The organism is uncultured Nisaea sp. (assembly GCF_963974195.1).
GTDB lineage: Bacteria > Pseudomonadota > Alphaproteobacteria > Thalassobaculales > Thalassobaculaceae > Nisaea.
On the sequence record NZ_CAXBDC010000008.1, the window covers coordinates 43,825 to 65,294 of the forward strand.

Genomic DNA, 21,470 nt, shown 5'->3' on the forward strand with positions numbered 1-21,470 from the left:
CTCAGCGCGAAGCCTGGCTTGAATCAATGCGGGCGAGCGAGGCTTTCGTCACCCGGTCAAGCGCGATGGCGAGCACAACAATCCCGAAACCGGCAACAAGACCGACGCCGAGTTCCAGGTTGCGGATACCCCGCAGCACCAGAACGCCGAGCCCCGGCGCGGAGACCAGCGAAGCGATCACGACCATGGCGAGGCTCATCATGATGGTCTGGTTCACACCAGCCATGATGTTCGGCAGCGCCAGCGGGATCTGCACCCCGAAGAGCTTTTGCCGCTCGGTCATGCCGAAGGCGTCCGCCGCCTCGATCACATCCTTGTCCACCAGCCGGATGCCGAGATCAGTCAGACGCACGACGGGCACGATCGCATAAAGGATGATCGCGATGCCGTAGAGCTTCGGCTCGGTCACCGAGAAGAGGAAAATCAGCGGGATCAGATAGACGAAAGGCGGCAGGGTCTGCAGCATATCCAGGACCGGGATCGCACTCTTCTGCATCCGGTCCGAGCGTGACATGGCGATGCCGATGGGAACACCGAAGAGCACGCAGATGAAAGCACAGACGAAGATGATCGCCAGCGTCTCCATTGCCGCGTCATAATGATTGATGAAGGCCAGAAGCCCGATCATCGCGGCGATAAACCCGACCAGTTTGCCTGAGCGGGAGACCATCCAGGTCACCGCCAGCAGCAACGGGATCATGATCCACCAGGGCGTCGAGGTCATCGCCCAGAGCGCGTCCTCAAGCAGCCAGCTGAGTGGTTGGGTCAAAGGATCGACAACGAGCCGGAGCCCGTCACGGATGAAGAGAAAACCCTGCTCCAGCCCCTGCGTCAGATCCCGGGACTGCGGGATCGCTCCGCAGGCATCATGCAGGGCGTCGAGCGAGGGAAAGGGAAGGTCCCAAAGGGACGCGGCCGTATCGGAGCCGCCACTGGTCTGCGCCAACAGATCCGCCATGGACATCGGTCCATCCTTGGCTCCGGCGTCGCACCAGTCTCTGAGGCCAAGCGTGTCGAACACGCCGTCATAGGTAGCCATCTGTCATCCGGACCAGAACGGCCCGCCTCTTATACGGAAAAAGACGGAGCCGGAAACCGGCTCCGTCCTGCAAAGTCTGTACGCGGTGCGAAAATCAGTTCAACAGCTTGACGAGCTTTTTGCGCGCGCCGTCGTTGATCCAGCCCGACCATTCGTCCTTGTAGGCGGTCAGATAATGAACAGCCGTCTCTTCGGCGGACGCATTGTTCTCGTCCTGCCAGGCGAGCAAAGCGCTCATGGTCTGGGTCTTGAAGGTCATCTTCGAGAAGAACGCGGTCACGTCCGGATTCTCTTCAGCGAACTTCGTGGTCACGGAGGTCAGGATCGGCGCGGCCGGGAAGTCGGAAACCTGCGGGTTCGCGGTGTCCTTGTTCTGCAGCTTCGGGAAAGCAGCTTCGTCATACTTACCGAGGGAAACACGGGTCATGTCGTATTTACCCATCGGCACGGTGGGGCCCCAGTAATAGCCGAACCAGGGCTCCTTGTCGGTGACCGCCGCTCCCATGGAGGAGGCAAGCGTCTCGCCTGAGCCGTGGTTGAAGACCTTTATGCCGGAATCCTCAAGCTTCAGCGCGCGGACGAGATTGTCGCTCACGACGCGACAGCCCCAGCCGTCCGGGCAATTGTTGAAGCGGTTGCCGACCCATTCCGGATGCGCCATCACGCCTTCGATGGTCTTCAGTTCCGGATGTTCTTCTGCAAGATAGGTCGGGATCCACCAGCCTTCGACGCCGCCCGGCTCAAGCACCTTGGCAACACGCTTCATGGTGCCGCCGGCCTCAAGTTTCTTGTAGGCGTCGCCTGCGGAGTTCAGCCACAGATTCGTGACCACATCCGGCTCACCATTTTCGGCGACGGAGGTAATGGCGGGAATCGTGTCGGACTTCACCAGCGCGACCTCACAGCCATAGCCCTGCTCAAGCAGGAACTTGGCGACATTGGTCGTCACCTCGGCCGCGGCCCAGTTCATCTGAGCGATCGACACTTCACCACACTGCTCGGCTGCCCTGGCATCGCTCTGGGGTGCAAACGCCATAAAGCACCCGACCACTGCGGCGGCAGCCGTCATCGTCAGCTTCTGCATCAAAATCTCCTGTTTTTTTCGGTATGTCGCGACGCGTCAGACACAGCAAACCAAGCGGTCTCAAATAGAGAAACCACCTATGGTCAGATCACATCTAAAGAATATTGCGACGAACGCCGCACGACATCTGAGGTGTGTCTAGCACATACCAGGAAAAACCTCAAATTAACGCCCTGGAAACAGTCAGTAAATACAGATCAATGGAGAGTACAATACTTAGCCAACTGGATCTTTTTTATAATCAAGTCCAAATTCAGTTCCACTAACGAAACCCATCACTACAAGCGAAAAAAATTTTTAACATCGATATTTATTTTCTTTCCCTTCCCTCCCCCGGTCTCCATCTGAAACCGGGGCCTTCCCGCATGGCGCATCCGGCAGCATTACCCCGTCGATTCCGGATCGCTCTCCGCTCCGATCAGTGACAGGTCGAACGGCGTCGTCTGATAGATCTCGTTGATCCAGTTCGCGAAAAGCAGATGCGCATGGCTGCGCCAGCGATTGAGCGGACGCCGCTCCGGATTGTTCTCCGGGAAATAGTCGTGCGGCACCGCAGGCCTCTCTCCACGCTCGAGATCGCGGAAATATTCCTCACCGAGCGTGTCCGAATCATATTCCAGGTGATTGAACATATAGAGCCCGTTATGGGTTCGGTCTTCGATCAGGCTCGGCCCCATTTCCGGCGAGTCCATCAGTACCGTCAGCCCGGCGCCTTCAGGAAGATCCGCCCCGCGCACCTCCGTCCAGCGGGAAACCGGGACCGAGAAATCGTCGGAAAAGCCGCGCAGAAATGGCGATGCCGGTGCGAGATTGCGATGCCGGTAGACCCCGAATGCCTTCTTCGGCAGCAGATATTTCGGCACGCCGTGGAAATAATTGATCGCCGCCTGCGCGCCCCAGCAGATCATGAAGCTGGAATGCACATGAGTCCTGGTCCAGTCGAAGATACGGCACAGCTCGTCCCAGTAGGACACCTCGGCGAAATCCATCTGCTCTACAGGCGCGCCGGTGACGACGAGCCCGTCAAACTTCTCCGCGCTGACCTCGCTCCAGGGCTGGTAGAAGGAAATCATGTGTTCCTGCGAGGTGTTGCGGGAGACATGATCCGTCATTTTGATCAGGGTCAGCTCCACCTGCAGCGGACTGGCGCCAAGCAGACGGGCGATCTGGGTCTCGGTCCGGATCTTGTCCGGCATCAGATTCAACAAACCGATCTTGAGAGGCCGCACGTCCTGGCGGATGGCGTCCGCCTCGCGCATGACCATAACGCCCTCGGCTTCAAGCGCGGCGAAGGCTGGAAGATCGTTCGGAATCTTGATCGGCATTTAAACGTCCCCTGCTATTTCAACGCATCGAGCAGAGTAGAGCAGACGTTATGGCGAGACCCGTTTAGTTGCCGGTTCGGCCACATCTTCCAGAAGCGGAGCGCCACCTTGCTCGGGGAGCAGGTTGGCGTTGAGCGTCGGCTCAACTCTTGATGCAGAGTGTTTTTTAATCGAACCGGGCGCGTTTGGCAATCTGTCGCCGCGCGCCAAACCACGGCGCACTGCGGAAGGCGGGGCAACCCGCTTCACCTGACGAGAGCGCGGACGGACAAGAAGTCCGAAAATCAAACCCCGGGGGCAAGCCGTGCCGGACGGCGCAGCGCGATAACCAGGCCCAGCGTGGCGAACCCGAGCCCGGCCCATTGCAGAGCACTCGGCAATTCACCGAGCACCGGTATGGCGATCAGGATTGCCATGGAGGGCGCCATTGCCGGAAAGAACGACGCCCGGCCAGGTCCGAGATGATGGACCGCACGGGCAAAGGCAAAAAGAGCAACCACGGCAGACAGAATTCCCTGCACGACGATTTGCTCGATGATTGCCGTGAGCGGTGTTTCCAGCAGGCGTTCCGGCCCCCAGATCAAAAGATAAAGCGGCCCGAAAAGAAAACCGGAGAGAACGGCGACAATGGCGGTCGAGGTCCAGGCGCTGATCCGCCAGCGCCGCACCAGGATCGTAAACCCGGCAAACATCGTGCCTGCGGTGGCGAACAGGATATCGCCCTTCCATGCTTCTGACTGTCCCGAGAACAGACCAGGCCCGGCAATTGCCGCCAAGCCGATGACGAGCAGCGCGAGGCCAGCCAGCTTGGCCGGGGTCAGCCGTTCACCGAACAGAATCGCGGCAAAGCAGACACTGGTCACCGTCATGCCGCCCGGCTGGATAACCGCCGCATGTGCCGCCGGCGCGAAATAAAACCCGCTGGCACCAACGATCAGAAAGAGTGGCCCCGCAAGCATGGCAAGCATCAACGGCTTGAACCAGCCAAGCCCTATCAACTCCCCCCGCCCCGGCTGGCGCAGCAAGATCGGCAACATCACCAGCGCTGCCGATACATAGCGGAGAAAAGCGATGTCCACCGCTTCCAGGCCAAGCACGACCCCATGCCTCGACACCACAAGAAAGCCGCCCCAAATGACGGCCGCCAGCATGCCGAAAGCGATGCCTATATGCGGATGCTCGGCATCGCTGGAGGGGTTGGCAGGGCTTGTGACCATCATGCACTCAATGTCCGGGCTGCTCGAGAGGAAGCACACGGAATTTACGTTGGTTAGGAAAAATGCCGGAATCAGGAAGATACCGGACAAGCAGCGAAGGAAGTCCCCTCGTATAACCGCCGCGGCTCCTCAAGTGCCAACGCAATCGCTTGTGGCTCATGTATATTTGATCGGCATTATGCGACCAATCGGATCGTACAGGCGGCTGGTTACCCGATCTCCAGCCGTTCCGTCCGAACACCGCCGAGCAGCCGCTCCACATCCGCTCTGTGGCAAAGATCCGTGCCCGGCGTCAGCAGCGCGGCCGAGCCGGCCGCGACGGCATATCTGAACGCCACTTCCGGCGCGTCGCCCGATGCCAGCCGCCAGATCATCGCGGCCAGGAAGCTGTCCCCGGCGCCCACGGCGCTGGCGGCTTTCACCGGCACCGCATCCGCGCGCATGCGAAGGTCGCGGGATGCCAGGAACGCGCCCGCCTCTCCCAGGGTCAGCAGAGCGATCTCGGCTCCGCCCGACCGGACCAACTCGGTCGCGGCCTCCTCCCAGTCCGGACGCCGTTCCAGCGGTGCGCCGGTCAGATAGCGCAATTCCTGCAGGTTGGGTTTGGCCAGATAGATGCCATGGCGGAGTGCCTCTTCCAACGCGGGGCCCGAACTATCGACCGCAAGCCGGACGCCACGGCCGGCGAGGCTTTCAGAGAGGATTGCGTAAAAATCATCCGGTACGCCCAGCGGCAGGCTGCCACTCGCGACGACGTAATGCTGCGGTTTGACATGAGCCACGACCGCATCGACACAGGCCCGCCACTCCGCTTGTGTGAGTGCCTCGCCCGGGAGAACGAAGCGATATTGCCCGCCGCTGCGCGCCTCCGTCACGGAAAAGCTCTCCCGCGTTTCGGTGGCAACGTCGATGGCGATCGTCTCGACAGACTGCGCCCGCAGTAATTCCCGGAGCTGCTGTCCGATCGCGCCCCCGGCCGGATAGACTGCCCGGCAGGCGCCGCCTAAACGGTCAACGACACGGGCGACATTGATTCCGCCGCCACCGGGACTGCGGCTGGCATCGCGGCAACGGAGCTTATCGGTCGGCACCACAGTGTCGGTCACGGCCGATACATCAACCGCGGGGTTCATGGTCAGAGTAAGTATGCCGTCCGTCACGAAAACACTCCCGGATCCATCACATGCTGACGTTATTCCGCCAGCATAGCGCGGGCTCCGGCAGGACGGTCGAATTCACTCTCCGGATGGCGCAAGAACGAAGTCAAAGCGGGACCGCCAGGCAACCCCTCCATCCATCCGTTCGAAAGACGCCAAAAGGCTCTGCTTCACGCCGAACACCGCATCGGACGACAGATAGGAATCCCCGTCGACGAATGTGTGGGTCACCAGCTTGCGGTATCCCGGTGCCGTCACCAGGAAATGCATGTGCGCGGGCCGGAAAGGATGCCGTCCCAGCGCATCGAGCATTTTTCCGACGGGACCATCATCCGGAATCGGGTAGGAGACAGGCTTTATACCGACGAAGCTGTAGGCGCCGTCCTCACCGGTGATGAAAATCCCTCTGTTGTTCCATTGGGGTTGCTGCTCCGGCTGCTGCACATCGTAGAAACCATCCGCATTGTCCGACCAGACATCGAGTTTCGCGCCCGCAATCGGCCGCCCCTCAAGATCGAGAACGCGCCCCTCGAACAGGCATTGCTCCCCTTTACCATCAAGACAGATGCTCTCCCCCATCTGCCGGACCGGTGCGCCATCCACATGGAACGGCCCGAAGACCGTACTCTCCGTCGCCCCGGCCGGACGGCGGTTGTTAATCGCATCAACGAGCATGGAAAATCCGAGCGTGTCGGACAGCAGGATGAATTCCTGCCGTTCACCGGAGCAGAGCTGGCCCGTCCGGGTCAGGAAATCGATGCCGAACTCCCATTCTTCCTGCGTGAGATCCACTTCCTTTGCGAAAGCGTGCAGATGCTTCACCAGACACCCCATGACCTCGGCGAGCCTGGGATTGATATCCTCGCCCATGCGATCATTCACCGCCTCGGCGGAAGCCTGTTCGGTAAAATAGCCGGTCATACCCTCTTCCTCCCGTCTCACGGCGCCGTCTTGCGAAAGCCTGCGATCGCGCGATACCCGGCGGCCACCTCTTCCAGCTCTTCCGCCGAAATCAGATCCTCGATCCTGTCATCAGGACCCGTTACCCGTGCGGCGGCAATATCCAGCACTCTTTCGGGGCCCGAGCGGCGGTTGGTCAGAACCAGTTTCGAGGTTACGGGGCACCGCAGTTCCTCATAGACGAGCAGACCGTCCGGGCCAGGTTGTTGAGCCACTATATCCGCGAGAGTACGCGCGTCGATTATCGCCTGGGAGGCGCCATTGGCGCCGATCGGATACATCGGATGCGCTGCATCGCCCAGCAAGGAAACCCGCCCAACAGTCCAGAAACCGACCGGATCACGGTCGACCATCGGAAACTCGGTTACCTGTTCCGTCGCCTCCATGACGGCGGCGACATTCATGTCCGCCAGCGCAAATTCCCTGAATGCCTCGATGAATTCCCGTGTTCCCTGCCGGGTCCAGTCCGCATCCTGAACATGGCGTGGCTGGTCGCGGCGCAACTCCGCCACCCAATTGGTGAGGGATTTCCCCTGCCGCCGGGCCTGCTCGCTGATCGGATAGGAGACGAACTTCACGTTATGATCCCCGGCGATCATCATCGTCCGGCCATCGCCGATCATGTCCGTGTCCACCGCCCCGCGCCACATCATCGTTCCCTCGTAATGCAGCGGCCCTTCATCCGGATGTATCTGTGCCCGGATCGCCGAATGCAGACCATCGGCCCCGATCAGCAGATCGCATTCGGCGCTGTCACCATCCGCGAAATGCACCGTCACCACCGCCTCATCCTGCGAGAAGCCAGACACCTTCTTTCCGGTGATCACGGCATTGCCGCCCAGGCGCTCTTTCACCGCATCCAGCAGCAGGAATTGCAGCTCGCCCCGATGGACAGAATATTGCGGGGCGGCAAAACCCGCCGCCATGTTGCGCGGGTCTGACTGGATCAGATGGCCGTATCTGGTCCGGTATTCGATGCAGCGGGTTTGAATGGCGGTTGCATCCAGCACCTCCGCCAGCCCCAAATCCCGCAAGATTGCCGAGGCGTGCGGCATGACATTGATGCCGACGCCCAGGGGACTTATCGCGTCAACCGCCTCATAGACACGGACAGAGAAGCCCCGTTCGTGCAGACAAAGGGCGGCGGTCAAACCGCCAATCCCTGCTCCCGCAATGCCAATATGCATCACATCCTCCCCTCTCTATTTTCATTATTCAATTTCACCGGATTCTTCGCCGAGATAAATTTCTTCGAGAATCAGGCTCACCCCGGACAGGATCAAGCCACTCTCGTGACAATAAATTGCACTATCTCAATATTTCAGGCGCGCCATGAATGATGCCCCTCTCGACCGGCACCAATATGTCCTGGGCTCCGCGTCCGCTCATGTCGGCCTGCTGAATTGCGAGAGGATCGCCGAGCGCCGCCATATCCACAACTGGAGCGTCGCCCCGCATTATCACGAGGGACTATCTCAACTCTTCCTGTTTGGCAGGGGACATGTCACGGGGCAGATCGATGACCGTCACGCCTCACTGCCCAGCCCCGCGCTGGTCTGGGCCCCGGCTCTGTGCCGTCACGGCTTCGATTACGAGCCGGAAATGCTGGGATGGGTGATTACGATACCGGGCACCGACGTCGCCCGGCTGACGGAAGGGCGGCCATGGCTGCGGGAAAAAGTCCAGAAACCGCAGGTCTTACTGGGAGAAGAACACGCGCCCCTCCTGGCCGAAATGCAGCGTCTGGTGCGCAGGATCGAAGAGGAACACCAGCGCCACGGCATGGATCGCGGCCTGGCTCTGGAAGCTCTGTTCCAGTTGCTTTTACTCGGCCTCTACCGGGGACTTTCAGACGCTCCGGACACCGAGCCCACCGGAGCCAGCCGGGGCAGCCGTCTGGTGCAGTGCTTTCAGGAATTACTCGATCAGCACATGCCCGCCGCCAGATCGGTTACCGCATACGCCGCCATGATGTCCGTCACCCCGACGCATCTCTCCCGCACCGTGAAAGCCGTGACCGGATGCACCGCGGGCGAAATCATTCAGGACAGGATCCTTCTGGAAGCCAAACGCCGGCTGGTCTTCAGCGATCACCCGGTCGCCGAAATCGCCTATGCACTGGATTTCTCCTCACCGTCGTACTTTTCCCGCTTCTTCACGGTACGTACCGGCGAGACACCGGCAGGCTTCCGGCGCCGTGCACGCCATGCGCTCGGCGACAACGAAACCGCATGACCCGGCGCGGATCCTTATGTCCGTGAATGGCTTTCATGCACATAGTGCGAGGAGCGCCTCAGGAATTTTCTCTCGACGAAAATCCAGGACACATATGCCAGACCAAGCGTGATGAAAGCACCTGCGATCAGGGTGCCGTACGGATACAGCTCAAACAGTCCGAAATACTTTAGAAGCTGCAATGTCGGAAAATGGAACAGGTACACCCCGTAGGATAAATCCCCGATCCTGCCAACCCCGACACTCAGCACGCCGATTTGCGACAGGCCTATGACGAACAGCGGATACATAACCATGTTCGCATAATCGGAAATCCCCGGCGGCACATCGAGCAGCAGATAAACCGCGCTCACCAGAAACAACGCATACCGAACCCCGGGCCGGAACTCCTTCGCGGCAAGAAAGCTCCCCATCACAAAGTACGGAAGCTGCCCGGGAAACTGCCGCGCCAGAACCACCCCCATCGGATGGTCGAAGCCATAAGTGAAACAGGTAAACCACAACACCCCGCCCGCGAACATCAGGCAGAACCCAGTGAACATTCCGATCTTTCGATAGAGAAAGACGATCAGGGGAATCAGCAGGTAGAGCATGATCTCTATCTTGATCGTCCAGAGAGCCCCATTGACCGCACTGATAGTCCACCCCTCGAAAACTCCGGGAATGGTCGGCTGCAAAAAATTCAGGAAGATCAAATTGAAGAACAGATATTTGTAGGTGGAGGAGGACGTGAAAAACTCCCCGAAACTCAGGGACGTAATGGCAAGACCGATCAGGAACCCATATCCAATCACGGCACTATATGCCGGATAAATCCGCCTTACTCTTTTTTCAAAAAAGTCATAAACGGACGCGCTGGAAAAATAGCTTTTCGTGACCAGATACCCGCTTATTGCGAAGAAGCCTTTTATTGCGAAATTAAAATCGAAAATATCAGGCCACATGAACGCGCCGGATATTTCCTGCGCATGACTGAAGAAAACGATAATGGCTAAGGTAAGTCTGATTTCGTCAAAGCAGTTTTTCTTCACTGACAAAATCTGCCTCACGTCTTAAGCGACATAAAAATAATAAGGAAACCGCGCGGCGATCTCAGAGACAAGCTATTTGCGTGCCTGTTCAGGAAGCCCGGTGAAGCCTCATTCAGTCATTAGTGCTCCAGTCAGGCGCAACCGCGCCTGACAAATGCCCATATAACCTAAGCCGTTAGAACCTCATTCCCACTCGATCGTCCCCGGAGGCTTCGAGGTGATGTCGTAGGTCACCCGGTTGATGCCTTTGCACTCATTGATGATGCGGGTGGAGACCCGGCTGAGGAAGTCGTGGTCGAAATGGTAGTAGTCCGCCGTCATGCCGTCGGTCGAGGTGACGGCGCGGAGGGCGCAGGCGAAGTCGTAGGTCCGGCCATCGCCCATGACGCCGACGGTGCGGACCGGGAGCAGCACGGCGAAGGCCTGCCAGATGGCGTCGTAAAGGCCGGCATTGCGGATCTCTTCCAGATAGACCGCGTCAGCCTTGCGCAGGATATCGAGCTTCTCGCGGGTAATGTCGCTGCCCGGAATGCGGATGGCGAGGCCCGGGCCGGGGAACGGGTGGCGGCCGACCAGGGTTTCCGGCAGGCCGAGTTCGCGGCCGAGATCGCGGACCTCGTCCTTGAACAGCTCGCGCAGCGGCTCGACCAGCTTCAGGTTCATCCGTTCCGGCAGGCCGCCGACATTGTGATGGCTCTTGATGGTGACGCTCGGGCCGCCGATGAAGGAAACGCTCTCAATCACATCAGGATACAGCGTACCCTGGGCCAGGAACGCGGCGCCCTCGATCTTGTTCGCCTCTTCCTGGAATACGTCGATGAAAAGCGAGCCGATGGTCTTGCGCTTCTTCTCCGGATCGGTCTCGCCAGCCAGCGCGCCGAGGAACAGATCGCTCGCATCCTTGTGGATCAGCGGGATGTTGTAATTGTCGCCAAACAGCCGCACGACCTCTTCCGCTTCACCCTGGCGCAGCATGCCGTGGTCGACAAAGACGCAGGTGAGCTGATCGCCGATGGCCTCGTGGATCAGCACGGCGGCGACGGAGCTGTCGACCCCGCCGGACAGGCCGCAGATGACCTTGCCGTCGCCGACCTGATCGCGGATCTGCTGGATCGCCTGGTCCTTGAACGACGCCATGGTCCAGTCGCCGGCGCAGCCCGCCACCTTGTGCACGAAGTTGGAGAGCAGTGCGGCGCCGTGCGGCGTATGCACCACTTCCGGATGGAACATGGTGGCGTAGTAGCGGCGCTCATCATCGGCCACGACAGCGAAGGGAGCACCCTCGCTGGAAGCGACAACCCGGAAGCCTTCCGGCAGCGCGATCACCCGGTCGCCATGGCTCATCCAGACCTGCTCGCTGGCGCCGATCTCCCATACCCCGTCGAACAGGATGCAATTGTCCTTCACGTCGACAAAGGCGCGTCCGAACTCGCGATGGTCGGAGGTCTCGACACGCCCGCCAAGCTGGTGGCACATGGTCTGCTGGCCGTAGCAAATGCCCAGAACCGGAAGGCCCGAGTCGAAAACGAGCTGCGGCGCCCTTGGCGTTTCCTCGGCGACCACGGAGGCCGGTCCGCCCGAGAGGATATAGGCCTTGGCCCCGAACGCCTCGATCTTCTCGACCGGTGTGTTGAAGGGCATGATTTCGCAATAGACACCAGCTTCGCGGACACGGCGCGCGATCAGCTGTGTGACCTGACTGCCGAAATCGAGAATGAGAATACGATCGGTCATCGGGCACCATTTGGCTGGGCGGGAATGAAGCGCAGGAAACTACCCGAACTGTTGCATTGCGGCAAGGCTGCTTGGCACGGCAGCGGCCAGCCTGAAGGGGCGCGGTCTCCGGCTTGAAATTCACGCCCTGTCAGCGGAAGGGATTAAGCCGATTCCTGACCGGCCCATCTTATCAATAACAGGTGCGGCTACCCTTCCGCACTCGCGAGCCGTTCCTGAAGGACGCGTATATCCGGCCAGCGATAGACCGTCTCTTCGGTCTTCGCCCCCATCACACTGCATTCGACGGGAGCATCGGCGATACCGCCCAGCTTCTCGTAAAACGCAACACCGCCCCGGTTTTCACTCAGGACCGTCAGGACGAGAGAGCCAAAACCGGCAGCGGCCAGTCCGTGCACGACCCGTCCCATCAGGGCCGTCCCGACACCAAGTCCCTGAAAGCTCGGATCCACATAGAGGACATAGATCTCGGCAATGTCGCCGGCTTCGTCCCCTAAGGCGACAATATCCTGCCGGCGTGCACCGCCCTGGCAGAAACCCACGACCTCACCATTCCAGTCGGCGACCTGGAACAGCTCGGCATGCCGGTTCTTGGCGATGGCATTCGACCATTGCCCCGCCGAGCGGACCGCGCGCAACTCCAGCAAAACCCGGTCCGGCAGGATCCCGACATAGGCATCCTGCCAGGTATCGACCTGCACTCTGGCAATCGGGGACGCGTCCTTGGGCTGGACAGGACGTATCTTGATATCTCTCGGATCCGGCATTGCTTTCCTCTCAACGGAATGCATCCGGATCATGATAATGGAGAGACTGCGCCGTTTAAACGCTGAAACGGCGCAGCGGGAACATCCGGGCTTTACTCAGCCGTATCCTTGCCCGTTTCCGTATCTGCTTCTTCCAGCGCACGGCGCTCCAGGACCTGCACGAAGAAACCGTCCGTATCGTGCTTGTGCGGATAGAGCCGCAGTGCGGTGCCTTCACCCGGACAGTCGCCGCCGCCAAGCTCGGAGACCGTCGCGGCCCAGACCGTCGCGATATCCAGTGCCTGGAACTCGCCTTCCCGCGCTTCGAGGAAAGCGTCAACAATTGCCTCGTTCTCTTCCGGCAACAGCGAGCAGGTCACATAGGCAAGCCGTCCGCCCGGCTTCACCAGACGGGCCGCACGCTGCAGGATCACGGCCTGCAACGCGTTCAGTTCGGCAAGGTCCGTCTCGTTATAGCGCCAGCGGGCATCCGGATTGCGGCGCCAGGTTCCCGTGCCGGAACAGGGCGCATCCACCATCACCCGGTCAAACTTCCCGGCGAGCCGTTTCACCCGTCGGTCACTGCCCTCGGCCAGAACATGCCGTTCGATATTGTGCAGACCGGCGCGGCGGGTGCGGACGCCACAGCGTTCCAGCCGGCCTTCCGAGATGTCGAGCGCAAGCACACGGCCCTTGTTCTCCATCAGCCCGCCGATCACCAGGCTCTTGCCACCGGCACCGGCGCAATAATCCGCCACCTGCATGCCCGGCTTCGCGCCGAGCAGCAGGGCCGCGATCTGCGCGCCTTCGTCCTGCACCTCGATCAGGCCTTCCTTGAACAGTTTCAGCCCGTCAATCGGCTTGCGATCCGCGGAGCGCAGGCCGAAGGGCGAAAAAGGTGTCGGAGTGCATTCGATATCCTGCTTGTAGAGTGACTCCCGGACCGAGTCCCTGTCCGCCTTTTGCAGCGGGTTGATCCTGAGATCGAATGGCGCTTCGGTTCCCATGGCGGCAAGCGCGGCTTCCCGCTCGTCGCCAAGCACCGGCTCAAGCCGGCGGTAGACCCAGTCGGGTGTTTCCAGACGCACGGCCGCCGGCATGTCCGGAGCACTGTTCAGGATCTGCCCCTTCAGCTTCGACAGCAGCCGCAGTTCCAGCTCGTCCATCACATAGGGCGCGTGATTTTCACCGGAAAACAGCTCCGCGATCGCGGCACTCGTCAATTCGTCGACGAGAACCAGATCGGCCAGAACCCGCATGCGCGCAGTCGGATGTTCGGAGACTCCGGTCCGGCCAAGATGCCAGTCGACCCGCGACCGGCGCCGGAGCAATCCATACACCCGGTTGCGGACCGCATGCCGGTCCTTCGACCCCGCATAACGCCGTTGCCGGAAATAGCCTTCAAGAACACGATCGACCGGACGCGGATCCGCGTCGGCTTCTTCCATGATCTCGATTGCGGCAAGGAGACGGGCCGCTGGGGTCATAATGCTGCTTTCGTTAGCCGGCTGTTGGGCCGGGCTTGCTTACATGCTCGGGCGATAGTTGGGCGCCTCGCGGGTGATGGTCACGTCATGGACGTGGCTTTCCCGAAGACCGGCATTGCTGATTTTCAGGAACTTGCAGTTCTCCTGCATCGCCTTGACCGTTCCGTTGCCAGTATAGCCCATCGCGGCCCGAAGCCCGCCGATCAGCTGATGGACAACAGCGGAAACAGGCCCCTTATACGGCACCTGGCCCTCGATCCCTTCCGGAACCAGCTTCAGATTGTCCGATACTTCTTCCTGGAAATACCGGTCAGCCGAGCCGCGCGCCATGGCGCCGAGGGAGCCCATGCCGCGGTAGGCTTTATAGGAACGGCCCTGATAAAGATAGACTTCTCCCGGGCTTTCATCGGTCCCGGCAAAGAGCGAGCCGATCATGGCGCAATCGGCACCGGCCGCGATGGCCTTGGCCAGATCGCCGGAATATTTGATCCCGCCATCGGAGATGACCGGAACACCGGCCTTGTGGCAGGCTTCCAGCGCGCCGGTGATCGCGGTCAGCTGCGGAACGCCGACGCCAGCCACCATGCGCGTGGTGCAGATCGAGCCCGGACCGATGCCGACTTTCACAGCGTCGGCGCCGGCGTCGATCAGGGCCTGCGCCCCGTCCCGCGTGGCGACGTTGCCGGCAATGATCTGGGTCTTGTTGCTGAGATTACGGATCTCTTCGACGGAAGCGAGCACGCCCTGGGAATGGCCGTGCGCCGTATCGACAACGATGATGTCCACCTCGGCATCGATCAAGGCCTCGGCCCGCGCGATGCCATCCTTGCCCGTGCCGGTCGCGGCAGCGACCCGGAGGCGGCCCTGCTCGTCCTTGCAGGCATTCGGATGGGTTTGTGCCTTGTCCATGTCCTTGACGGTGATCAGGCCGATGCACTTGTGATCGCCATCCACCACCAGCAGCTTTTCGATCCGGTGCGTGTGCAGCAGCGCCCGCGCCTGTTCCGGCGTCACATCCTCGCGCACCGTGATGACCTCCTTGGTCATCAGATCCTTGACCGGCTGGCTCATGTCCGTCGCGAAGCGCACGTCACGGTGGGTCAGGATACCGACCAGCTTGCCGGTCCTGGACTTCACCACGGGAATGCCGCTGATCTTGAAGCGGCTCATCACACCCATGGCGTCGGCCAGGCTTTGTTCCGGCGAGATGGTAACCGGGTTCACCACCATTCCGGCCTCGAATTTCTTCACGGTCCGGACTTCATTGGCCTGGGCCGCCGCGTCCATATTCTTGTGAATGACGCCGAGGCCGCCGAGCTGTGCCATGCCGATGGCAAGGCCGCTTTCGGTGACGGTATCCATGGCTGCGGAGATCACTGGGATCCCGAGACGGATCGAACGGGTGAGTTGTGTGGACGTATCGACCTGTGCCGGGAGAACCGACGAAAGGGCCGGTTCAAGAAGGACGTCGTCGAAGGTCAATGCTTCGCGGATATCCATGGTGCCTCCGTTTGCTGCGGTGGCACGGCGCTATAACACCAGCCCTGCCACCTGCCAAGCACGAAGTGCCGGCGCTTCCGTTACGTTTTAGCAAAGCTGCCATGCAAGGTAGCCCGCAACGCCCTATCCGGCAGCCTGAACGAGCCGGGAAGCAAGCGCATCCAGCCCTTTTTGGCCGGCTTCATCCGCCAGATTTCCGTCAGCCGCAAAAGCACTGCCCGCGCCCGGCACTGTCACGAAACCCTGAACCGGGACGCAGCCGAGTTCGCACAGGCAATCCCGCAGCCGCGGTACAACGCGCACGCCACCGAGTCGGCCCGGGGACGCCGCCATCACCGCGACATGTTTGGACATCAGGACATTGTCCGCCCCGCCATCCTTTTTCGGACGGGAAACCCAGCTGAAGGTATTGACCAGAAGCGGTGGCACGAAGCCGTTATATTCCGGTGTCGCGATCATCAATCCGTCATGCTCGGAAATCAGCTTCTTGAGGGCAAGAATGTTCTCGGGAACACCGTGAGCGTCTTCGTCGTCACCATGATAGATCGGCGCCGGATAATCGTTGAGATCGATCAGGGTAGCCTCGCCCCCCGCCCTGCGCACGGCAGCGGCACCAGCCGCCGCCAGTTTCTTGTTCAGGGATTCCGCACGCGCGCTGCCGGAGAAAACGAGGATCTTCGAATTGCTCATGTGATGATTTCCGTAATGAGGTGTTTGACGTGAAGGAGATGGAGCGAACGGCGCATCACTCAAGAGGCGCCTTACAGGTCCCGGACCAAATAGTAACGGCTGTTACCCGTCGGATAGTCCAGTGTCCCGAACACATGAAACCCCAGGGCTTCATAAAAGGACCGAGCCTGAAAATCATAGGTATCGAGAAGGATTCTGGATGCCTTGAGACGGCGGCCTTCCTTCGCGATCGCTTCAACGATGTTCCTGCCCCAGCCAGTGCCGCGCAAATCCTCGTCGAGCCAGAGCACGGAAACTTCTATGACACCAAGATTGTTCCGCGCACCGGCACCACCCCTGATCGCTCCGGCCGCGTCCCGAAGCTCCACCGTGAAATACCGGCTGTTCCAGTCTGACCGCTCCCGATTGAAGGCAACCAGCCGCCCGTCGATTTCATCGAGGCCGTCGGTCAGGCCTTCCTCGACCTTAAGTGTCAGATCCTGCGTCATCGGCCTCATCCCGGCTATCCTCGGCCAGCCCCCTGAAACCGGTGCAAACCACATAGGCTTCCGGTGATTCAGGCCTGCTGGCCGCCGGTTTCGCGTGCCTGACAACCCGGAAGGCCAGCTTCATTCGCCGCAGCATTTCCTGTTCGCTGCCGCCCTTGAAGACCTTGGCGACAAAACTACCGCCCTCGGCCAGCACCTCAAGTGCAAACTCGAACGCCGCTTCGCAGAGCGCGGCGGTGCGCAGATGGTCCGTCGGCGCATGCCCCGTGGTGGAAGCGGCCATATCGCTCAGCACGACATCGACCTGCTCCGGCATCCGCTGCCGCAGGGCCGCCAGACCTTCATCGGTCATGAAGTCGCCCTGGAACAGGTCCGCGCCCGGCACAGGCTCCATCTCCAGCAGATCAATGCCGATGACGGTACCCTTACCCTTCCCGGCCCCGACGATATCAACCGCGATCTGGGTCCATCCACCCGGCGCCGCGCCGAGATCGACGACTTTCTGGCCCGACTTCAGGAAACGGAACTTTTCGTCGAGCTGCTGCAACTTGAAAGCCGCGCGGGAGCGATAGCCAAGCTTCTGCGCCTCAACCACATAAGGGTCGTTAAGTTGCCGGCGCAGCCAGCGTTGAGATGATGGTTTATGCCGGCGCGCATTCTTGAGCTCGACGCTGGTCATCCGTGACCCAGAGCCTCGCCCGCCGCGCCGTCCGCCGCGATTGGTTGTCATGGCCGCTTAAGTGCGCCGGAAGCGGTTGTCCCGTCAACCCATCCCGCCTATTCCGCAGGCAAAACACGCTGAAGAAGATCGACCAGAATACCTTCGCGCAATCCCCTGTCTGCGACCCGCAGCCGCCCCACGGGCCAGCGCTCGCAGATGCCCTGCAGGATCGCGCATCCGGCCACGACGAGATCAGCCCGCTCCGAGCCGATGCATGGCATCGCGGCCCGTTCCCGGTAACCGACCGAGGCCAGATGCTCGGCAATCCCTTCCATCTCCGAGAAATCAAGATAGGTGCCATCGACCCGGTTCCGCTCATAGCGGCGCAGCTTCATGTGCAATCCTGCAAGCGTCGTCACCGTCCCCGAGGTTCCGACCATCTGCACCAGACCATCCCGGATCGCGGCACCGATACCGAAGCGGGTTTCGAAATCATCCAGCGCGGCACGGGATTCCTCGACCATCTTGCGATAGGTGGCGGGGTCAAACCGGTCTCCGCCATAACGCTCCGACAGGGTGACAACGCCAAACGGCAGGGAAATCGAGTCGAGTGCGCCATTTCCATTGCGGTGGGTGTCATGGTTCCGCGCACGGTGCCAGACCAGCTCGGTACTGCCGCCGCCAATATCGAAGACCAGCGCATTGGGGATCTCCGGATTGAGCAAGGGCAGACAGCCGGCCAACGCCAGCGAAGCCTCCTCATCCGTCGAAATGATCTCGATCTCAAGATCCGTCTCGACGGATACCCGCTCCAGAAAGGCGTCGCAATTACGGGCCCTGCGGCAGGCTTCCGTCGCCACAATGCGGGAGAGCGTGACGTTCCGTTTCGCCATCTTGCGGGCACAGACTTTCAGTGCCTGAAGCGTCCGCTCCATGGCATCTTCCGAAAGTTCCTGACTTTTCTGAAGACCTTGTCCAAGCCGGACGATGCGGGAAAAGGCGTCGACGACACGAAAGCCGGAGCCGTACGGGACCGCGATCAGCAAACGGCAATTGTTCGTGCCCAAATCCACAGCCGCCAGAACCGGCGATTGGCCTGGCTTTTGGGTTGCGTGGACGGCATCGCTCGACGACTTCGGAACCTCGCGCCTTTCAGACGGCCGCAACCGTTCAAGGCGCCCTTTTTCCCGATCACCCTCCGTCGAACGTCCTCCCCGCCGCGTCGAAAGCGAACGGCCGGTGGACATGCATACTCATTTCAAAAAGCCTGTCTCCGGCATCCGGAGACTATTTCACCGGAGAGTGTAATCGGATTATCTAAAATTTCATACAGTATGGGGGACGAACCACCGTATTTTGTGCAGGCTGAACCGGACCCGGCCTGTCCGGCCCGCACTCAGTCACGCGCGCTCCCCGGGTTCGGCATTCCGGAACTCAGAGATAAAAGTGAACGATGGAGCGCCCGTCCACGCTCTCAACCCGCGCTTCAAGATCAAAAATCTCGTGAATATTGGCCGTGGTCACAATCTCGGCAGGCGCGCCCTGCCGGACCAGATGGCCATCCCGCATGGCAATGATCAGATCGGAATAGCAGGACGCGAAATTGATGTCGTGCAGCACCAGAACGATGCTCTTGGAGAGCTCGTCGGCAGCACGCCGGAAGAGCTGCATCATGGCGACGGCATGCTTCATGTCGAGATTGTTCAGCGGCTCGTCCAGCAGCACATATTTCGTGTCCTGACACAGCACCATGGCAATGAAGGCCCGCTGGCGCTGCCCGCCGGAGAGTTCATCGAGAAAACGGTGCGTGAGATCCTCAAGACCGAGATAGAAAATCGACCGTTCGACATGCGCGAGGTCATCCGAGGTCGGCCGCCCCTTCGAATGCGGGTAACGCCCGAAAGCCACCAGGTCCCGCACGGTCAGCCGGGCCGTCAGATGATTGTCCTGGCGCAGGATGGACAGCTTTTTCGCCATCGCGTCGCCATCCGCCGTCAGGATATCCATGCCATCGACCGTGACCTGGCCAGAAGACATCGGCAGCAGCCGGCTGATCATGGACAGGAAGGTTGATTTCCCGGCACCGTTCGGCCCGATGATCGAGGTCACCCCGCTGGCCGGAAGGCTGGACGTCACGCCGCGCACGACCTCCGCGCCACCATAGGATTTCGTGACATTGCTGACTTCGATCATCGTGTCCCCCTCATGACGATCATCGCGATGAACACGATCCCGCCGGCAAATTCGATCACGATCGACAGAGCGCTGTCATAGGACAGGACCCGCTCCAGGAACAACTGCCCGCCGACCAGACAGGTCACCGCCAAAAACGCGGCTCCGGGCAAAACAAGGATATGGCGGTGACTTGGAACCAGCATGTAGGCGAGGTTCGCAACGAGCAGTCCGAAGAAGGTTACCGGGCCGACAAGCGCCGTTGAGACCGACACCAAAATAGTGACCATGGCGAGCGTCACCGTCACCATGCGGCGGTGGTTCACGCCAAGATTGATCGCGGTCTCGCGCCCGAGCGCCATCACGTCGAAAACATTCCGCAGCCGCCAAGCGGCCAGGGAGACCAGCAGGACAAGGATCAGGGCAACCGACAGGAGCTCCGGGTTCGCCCTGTTGAAACTCGCGAACAGGGTATCCTGAAGAATGAGAAACTCGTCCGGATCAATCACCCGGCGGAAGAAGGCCGACAGGCTCCGGAACAGGAGGCCGAAGATGATCCCGCTCAACAGCATCAGGTGCAGCTCACGCACCCCGCCCCGGAACAGCCAGCTGAACAGAAGACCGGCAAAGAGTGTCATCGCGGCGGTCTGGATCAGAAACAGGCCGCTCGGCGGCAAACCGGTCAGGAATGTCGCCCCGAAGAAGAAGGCGATGCTCGTCTGAATCAGGATGAAAAGCGCATCGAAGCCCATGATCGAGGGCGTCAGGATGCGATTTCCCGTGATCGTGTGGAACAGCACGGTGGAAACCGCGATCGCGTAGCCGACCAGCGCCATGGTCGCGACTTTCATGCCCCGGAAGGGCAGAATAAAGCCCCAGTTCCCCTTCACGCCCACCGTCATGAAAAAGACCACCGACAGACACGCAAGCCCCGCCAGGAGCGTCAGCGCGAAGGCCAGTGTCCACAGCTTCCTTGCCTCATTCCCCATGCCCGCGCCTCCGCAGCAGGAAATAGAGGAACAGACCGCTGCCGATCACGCCCATGATCGTGCCGATCGGAATTTCATACGGCGCAATGACAAGCCGGGCGACAATATCGCAGGAAATGACAAGCGCCGCTCCGAGCAGCGCGACCCAGGGCAGCGTGCGCCGCAGGTGATCCCCGATGACGAGCCGGACGATGTTCGGCACGACGAGGCCGAGGAACGGAATGACGCCGCACGTCACAACCACGGTGGCCGTCACCAGGGATACGATCACCATCCCGAGGGCCATCACCTTGCGGTAATCGAGGCCCAGATTGGTCGTGAAATCCTGCCCCAGCCCGGCGACGGTAAACCTGTCCGCCGCAATATAGGCGACGCAGGTCAGGCCGAATGAAATCCAGAGCAGCTCGTACCGCCCGCGCAAAATCGCCGAGAAATCACCGATCATATAGGCGTTGAGGGATTGAAGCAGGTCATATCGGTACGCGACGAAGTTTGTTCCGGCTTCGATCACACCGCCCAGCATGATCCCGATCAGCGGCACGATGAATTCGCTTCTCAGCGGCACCCGCCGGAGGATGCCCAGAAAGACAGCCGTACCGGCCAAGGCAAAGGCGGCGGCCACGAGCATTTTCAGGATGACCGGCAAACCGGGCGCCAGCAACATCACCACGAGCAGGCCAAGGCTCGCGGATTCGACGGTTCCCGCCGTCGACGGCTCGACGAAACGATTGCGCACCAGCATCTGCATGATCAGTCCGGCAACCGAAAGTGCCGCCCCGGCGAGCACCAGCGCCAGCGTGCGCGGCACACGGCTGACCATCAGCATCTCGAAGGCATGCGCCGATGTCGCCGGATCCAGAAGCGTCGCCGGCGTCACATCACTGACACCGATGAAGAGACTGAGAACGCCCAGAGCAACCACGCAGAGGCAGGCTAAAACAAAATACTTCAAGGC

Annotated in this window: 20 protein-coding genes and 1 riboswitch; of the genes, 1 reads left to right on the forward strand and 19 read right to left on the reverse strand. The window is 60.6% G+C overall.

The window, feature by feature from the left end; translation table 11 throughout:
* Position 1: 1 nt before the first annotated feature.
* The 7 genes from AAC126_RS03415 to AAC126_RS03445 all read right to left on the reverse strand — a co-directional run bounded on the left by AAC126_RS03415 (position 2) and on the right by AAC126_RS03445 (position 7,969).
* On the reverse strand, positions 2 to 1,039 hold the full coding sequence (locus AAC126_RS03415; RefSeq protein ID WP_339850088.1) for an ABC transporter permease subunit: 1,038 nt from the start codon (positions 1,037 to 1,039) through the stop codon (positions 2 to 4).
* A gap of 94 nt (positions 1,040 to 1,133) precedes the next feature.
* Positions 1,134 to 2,123: an ABC transporter substrate-binding protein gene (locus AAC126_RS03420; protein ID WP_339850090.1), complete on the reverse strand. Its 990-nt coding sequence runs from the start codon at positions 2,121 to 2,123 to the stop codon at positions 1,134 to 1,136.
* Between the two features lie 383 nt (positions 2,124 to 2,506).
* A complete protein-coding gene (gene metA / locus AAC126_RS03425; RefSeq protein WP_339850093.1) occupies positions 2,507 to 3,448 on the reverse strand; it encodes a homoserine O-succinyltransferase in 942 nt (313 codons plus the stop codon).
* A 54-nt stretch (positions 3,449 to 3,502) separates the two neighbouring features.
* Positions 3,503 to 3,609: riboswitch (SAM-I-IV-variant riboswitch) on the reverse strand.
* Positions 3,610 to 3,732: 123 nt separating this feature from the next.
* Positions 3,733 to 4,668: a DMT family transporter gene (locus tag AAC126_RS03430; protein WP_339850095.1), complete on the reverse strand. Its 936-nt coding sequence runs from the start codon at positions 4,666 to 4,668 to the stop codon at positions 3,733 to 3,735.
* Between the two features lie 206 nt (positions 4,669 to 4,874).
* Positions 4,875 to 5,825 carry a 1-phosphofructokinase family hexose kinase gene (locus AAC126_RS03435; RefSeq protein ID WP_339850098.1) on the reverse strand — a complete coding sequence of 317 codons (951 nt, stop codon included), beginning with the start codon at positions 5,823 to 5,825 and terminating at the stop codon, positions 4,875 to 4,877.
* A 75-nt stretch (positions 5,826 to 5,900) separates the two neighbouring features.
* Positions 5,901 to 6,743 carry an intradiol ring-cleavage dioxygenase gene (locus tag AAC126_RS03440; protein ID WP_339850099.1) on the reverse strand — a complete coding sequence of 281 codons (843 nt, stop codon included), beginning with the start codon at positions 6,741 to 6,743 and terminating at the stop codon, positions 5,901 to 5,903.
* Between the two features lie 17 nt (positions 6,744 to 6,760).
* Complete coding sequence (locus AAC126_RS03445; protein WP_339850102.1) at positions 6,761 to 7,969, reverse strand: FAD-dependent monooxygenase; 1,209 nt, start codon at positions 7,967 to 7,969, stop codon at positions 6,761 to 6,763.
* A 145-nt stretch (positions 7,970 to 8,114) separates the two neighbouring features.
* Here AAC126_RS03445 and AAC126_RS03450 point away from each other — a divergent pair, with 145 nt between their 5' ends.
* Positions 8,115 to 9,017, forward strand: a complete 903-nt coding sequence (locus AAC126_RS03450) for a helix-turn-helix domain-containing protein (RefSeq protein WP_339850104.1) — start codon at positions 8,115 to 8,117, stop codon at positions 9,015 to 9,017.
* 14 nt (positions 9,018 to 9,031) lie between these two features.
* Here the strand turns inward: AAC126_RS03450 and AAC126_RS03455 are convergent, their stop codons facing one another.
* The 12 genes from AAC126_RS03455 to AAC126_RS03510 all read right to left on the reverse strand — a co-directional run bounded on the left by AAC126_RS03455 (position 9,032) and on the right by AAC126_RS03510 (position 21,467).
* Complete coding sequence (locus AAC126_RS03455) at positions 9,032 to 10,048, reverse strand: acyltransferase (RefSeq protein ID WP_339850144.1); 1,017 nt, start codon at positions 10,046 to 10,048, stop codon at positions 9,032 to 9,034.
* Between the two features lie 183 nt (positions 10,049 to 10,231).
* Positions 10,232 to 11,782 (reverse strand): glutamine-hydrolyzing GMP synthase, encoded by a 1,551-nt coding sequence (gene guaA, locus AAC126_RS03460; protein WP_339850107.1) that lies wholly within the window; start codon positions 11,780 to 11,782, stop codon positions 10,232 to 10,234.
* 188 nt (positions 11,783 to 11,970) lie between these two features.
* Entirely contained in the window at positions 11,971 to 12,549 is a 579-nt protein-coding gene (locus AAC126_RS03465) for a GNAT family N-acetyltransferase (RefSeq protein WP_339850109.1), read from the reverse strand.
* Positions 12,550 to 12,641: 92 nt separating this feature from the next.
* Positions 12,642 to 14,015 carry an RsmB/NOP family class I SAM-dependent RNA methyltransferase gene (locus tag AAC126_RS03470; RefSeq protein WP_339850110.1) on the reverse strand — a complete coding sequence of 458 codons (1,374 nt, stop codon included), beginning with the start codon at positions 14,013 to 14,015 and terminating at the stop codon, positions 12,642 to 12,644.
* A gap of 39 nt (positions 14,016 to 14,054) precedes the next feature.
* Positions 14,055 to 15,515 (reverse strand): IMP dehydrogenase, encoded by a 1,461-nt coding sequence (guaB, locus tag AAC126_RS03475; RefSeq protein WP_339850112.1) that lies wholly within the window; start codon positions 15,513 to 15,515, stop codon positions 14,055 to 14,057.
* 123 nt (positions 15,516 to 15,638) lie between these two features.
* A complete protein-coding gene (locus AAC126_RS03480) occupies positions 15,639 to 16,205 on the reverse strand; it encodes an NAD(P)H-dependent oxidoreductase (protein WP_339850113.1) in 567 nt (188 codons plus the stop codon).
* Positions 16,206 to 16,276: 71 nt separating this feature from the next.
* Positions 16,277 to 16,693 carry a GNAT family N-acetyltransferase gene (locus tag AAC126_RS03485; RefSeq protein ID WP_339850114.1) on the reverse strand — a complete coding sequence of 139 codons (417 nt, stop codon included), beginning with the start codon at positions 16,691 to 16,693 and terminating at the stop codon, positions 16,277 to 16,279.
* Positions 16,671 to 17,372: an RlmE family RNA methyltransferase gene (locus tag AAC126_RS03490; RefSeq protein WP_339850116.1), complete on the reverse strand. Its 702-nt coding sequence runs from the start codon at positions 17,370 to 17,372 to the stop codon at positions 16,671 to 16,673. The genes AAC126_RS03485 and AAC126_RS03490 overlap by 23 nt, the downstream gene beginning before the upstream one ends.
* 98 nt (positions 17,373 to 17,470) lie before the next feature.
* A complete protein-coding gene (locus AAC126_RS03495) occupies positions 17,471 to 18,427 on the reverse strand; it encodes a Ppx/GppA phosphatase family protein (protein ID WP_339850117.1) in 957 nt (318 codons plus the stop codon).
* Between the two features lie 361 nt (positions 18,428 to 18,788).
* A complete protein-coding gene (locus AAC126_RS03500; protein WP_339850119.1) occupies positions 18,789 to 19,547 on the reverse strand; it encodes an ATP-binding cassette domain-containing protein in 759 nt (252 codons plus the stop codon).
* The gene (locus AAC126_RS03505; RefSeq protein ID WP_339850122.1) at positions 19,544 to 20,515 is read right to left on the reverse strand and encodes an iron chelate uptake ABC transporter family permease subunit; all 972 of its coding nucleotides are present in this window, start codon (positions 20,513 to 20,515) and stop codon (positions 19,544 to 19,546) included. Before AAC126_RS03505 ends, AAC126_RS03500 begins: the two co-directional genes overlap by 4 nt.
* On the reverse strand, positions 20,505 to 21,467 hold the full coding sequence (locus AAC126_RS03510; protein ID WP_339850123.1) for an iron chelate uptake ABC transporter family permease subunit: 963 nt from the start codon (positions 21,465 to 21,467) through the stop codon (positions 20,505 to 20,507). The genes AAC126_RS03505 and AAC126_RS03510 overlap by 11 nt, the downstream gene beginning before the upstream one ends.
* Positions 21,468 to 21,470 lie beyond the last annotated feature (3 nt).

What these genes read in the sequence shown, in the direction of transcription:
- AAC126_RS03415 (WP_339850088.1), bottom strand. Translation starts at nt 1,039, where the DNA reads ATGGCTACCTATGACGGCGTGTTCGACACGCTTGGCCTCAGAGACTGG.
- AAC126_RS03420 (WP_339850090.1), bottom strand. Translation starts at nt 2,123, where the DNA reads ATGCAGAAGCTGACGATGACGGCTGCCGCCGCAGTGGTCGGGTGCTTT.
- metA (WP_339850093.1), bottom strand. Translation starts at nt 3,448, where the DNA reads ATGCCGATCAAGATTCCGAACGATCTTCCAGCCTTCGCCGCGCTTGAA.
- AAC126_RS03430 (WP_339850095.1), bottom strand. Translation starts at nt 4,668, where the DNA reads ATGATGGTCACAAGCCCTGCCAACCCCTCCAGCGATGCCGAGCATCCG.
- AAC126_RS03440 (WP_339850099.1), bottom strand. Translation starts at nt 6,743, where the DNA reads ATGACCGGCTATTTTACCGAACAGGCTTCCGCCGAGGCGGTGAATGAT.
- AAC126_RS03445 (WP_339850102.1), bottom strand. Translation starts at nt 7,969, where the DNA reads ATGCATATTGGCATTGCGGGAGCAGGGATTGGCGGTTTGACCGCCGCC.
- AAC126_RS03450 (WP_339850104.1), top strand. Translation starts at nt 8,115, where the DNA reads ATGAATGATGCCCCTCTCGACCGGCACCAATATGTCCTGGGCTCCGCG.
- guaA (WP_339850107.1), bottom strand. Translation starts at nt 11,782, where the DNA reads ATGACCGATCGTATTCTCATTCTCGATTTCGGCAGTCAGGTCACACAG.
- AAC126_RS03465 (WP_339850109.1), bottom strand. Translation starts at nt 12,549, where the DNA reads ATGCCGGATCCGAGAGATATCAAGATACGTCCTGTCCAGCCCAAGGAC.
- AAC126_RS03470 (WP_339850110.1), bottom strand. Translation starts at nt 14,015, where the DNA reads ATGACCCCAGCGGCCCGTCTCCTTGCCGCAATCGAGATCATGGAAGAA.
- guaB (WP_339850112.1), bottom strand. Translation starts at nt 15,515, where the DNA reads ATGGATATCCGCGAAGCATTGACCTTCGACGACGTCCTTCTTGAACCG.
- AAC126_RS03480 (WP_339850113.1), bottom strand. Translation starts at nt 16,205, where the DNA reads ATGAGCAATTCGAAGATCCTCGTTTTCTCCGGCAGCGCGCGTGCGGAA.
- AAC126_RS03485 (WP_339850114.1), bottom strand. Translation starts at nt 16,693, where the DNA reads ATGACGCAGGATCTGACACTTAAGGTCGAGGAAGGCCTGACCGACGGC.
- AAC126_RS03490 (WP_339850116.1), bottom strand. Translation starts at nt 17,372, where the DNA reads ATGACCAGCGTCGAGCTCAAGAATGCGCGCCGGCATAAACCATCATCT.
- AAC126_RS03500 (WP_339850119.1), bottom strand. Translation starts at nt 19,547, where the DNA reads ATGATCGAAGTCAGCAATGTCACGAAATCCTATGGTGGCGCGGAGGTC.
- AAC126_RS03505 (WP_339850122.1), bottom strand. Translation starts at nt 20,515, where the DNA reads ATGGGGAATGAGGCAAGGAAGCTGTGGACACTGGCCTTCGCGCTGACG.